This is a genomic window from Vibrio lentus (genome assembly GCF_002875945.1).
Lineage (GTDB): Bacteria > Pseudomonadota > Gammaproteobacteria > Enterobacterales > Vibrionaceae > Vibrio > Vibrio apostichopi.
This window is the reverse complement of record NZ_MCZK01000012.1, coordinates 1-1,147: the sequence shown is the minus strand read 5'-3', so window position 1 is coordinate 1,147 and position 1,147 is coordinate 1. Positions and strand designations below refer to the sequence as shown.

The window sequence follows — 1,147 nt, the reverse complement described above, 5'->3', positions numbered from 1 at the left end:
GTACGGCCACCTTCGCGGATTGCGAAACGTAGACCTTCGTCCATTGCGATTGGAGCGATTAGCTCAACAGTCATTTGAACGTTGTCACCTGGCATTACCATTTCTACGCCTTCAGGTAGAGTGATATCGCCTGTTACGTCAGTTGTACGGAAGTAGAACTGTGGACGGTACCCCTTGAAGAAAGGAGTGTGACGGCCGCCTTCGTCTTTAGAAAGTACGTATACTTCAGACTCAAACTTAGTGTGTGGGTTGATTGAACCTTTAGCAGAAAGTACTTGGCCACGTTCAACGTCATCACGCTTAGTACCACGTAGAAGTGCACCAACGTTCTCACCTGCACGACCTTCGTCAAGCAGCTTACGGAACATTTCAACACCAGTACAAGTAGTAAGAGTAGTTTCTTTGATACCAACGATTTCTACTTCGTCACCTACGCGTAGGATACCGCGCTCGATACGACCAGTAACTACAGTACCACGACCTTGGATTGAGAATACATCTTCAATAGGAAGTAGGAACGGTAGATCAACAGCACGCTCTGGAAGTGGAATGTAAGAATCTAGTGCTTCTGCAAGCTCAACGATCTTGTCTTCCCACTGCTTTTCGCCGTTTAGAGCGCCAAGTGCAGAACCTTGAATTACTGGAAGGTCGTCTCCTGGGTACTCGTACTCAGAAAGAAGTTCACGAACTTCCATTTCTACTAGCTCAAGTAGCTCTTCGTCATCAACCATGTCACATTTGTTCATGAATACGATGATGTAAGGGATACCAACTTGACGACCAAGTAGGATGTGCTCACGAGTTTGTGGCATAGGGCCATCTGTAGCAGCAACAACTAGGATACCGCCGTCCATTTGAGCAGCACCAGTGATCATGTTTTTAACATAATCGGCGTGTCCAGGACAGTCTACGTGTGCGTAGTGACGTTCAGGAGTATCGTACTCAACGTGAGAAGTTGCGATTGTGATACCGCGCTCGCGCTCTTCTGGAGCGTTATCGATAGATGCGAAATCTTTAGCAACACCGCCGTACACTTTTGCAAGTGTAGTACAGATAGCAGCAGTTAGAGTTGTTTTACCGTGGTCAACGTGGCCGATAGTACCAACGTTTACGTGCGGTTTCGTACGTTCAAATTTTTCTTTAGACA

General features: G+C 46.8%; 1 protein-coding gene. It reads right to left on the bottom strand.

Translation table 11 applies throughout. The features are described 5' to 3' along the window. Nucleotides 1-1,147, bottom strand: a 1,147-nt coding sequence (tuf, locus tag BCT49_RS01300; protein WP_017098540.1) for an elongation factor Tu, incomplete at both ends; no start/stop codon positions are given.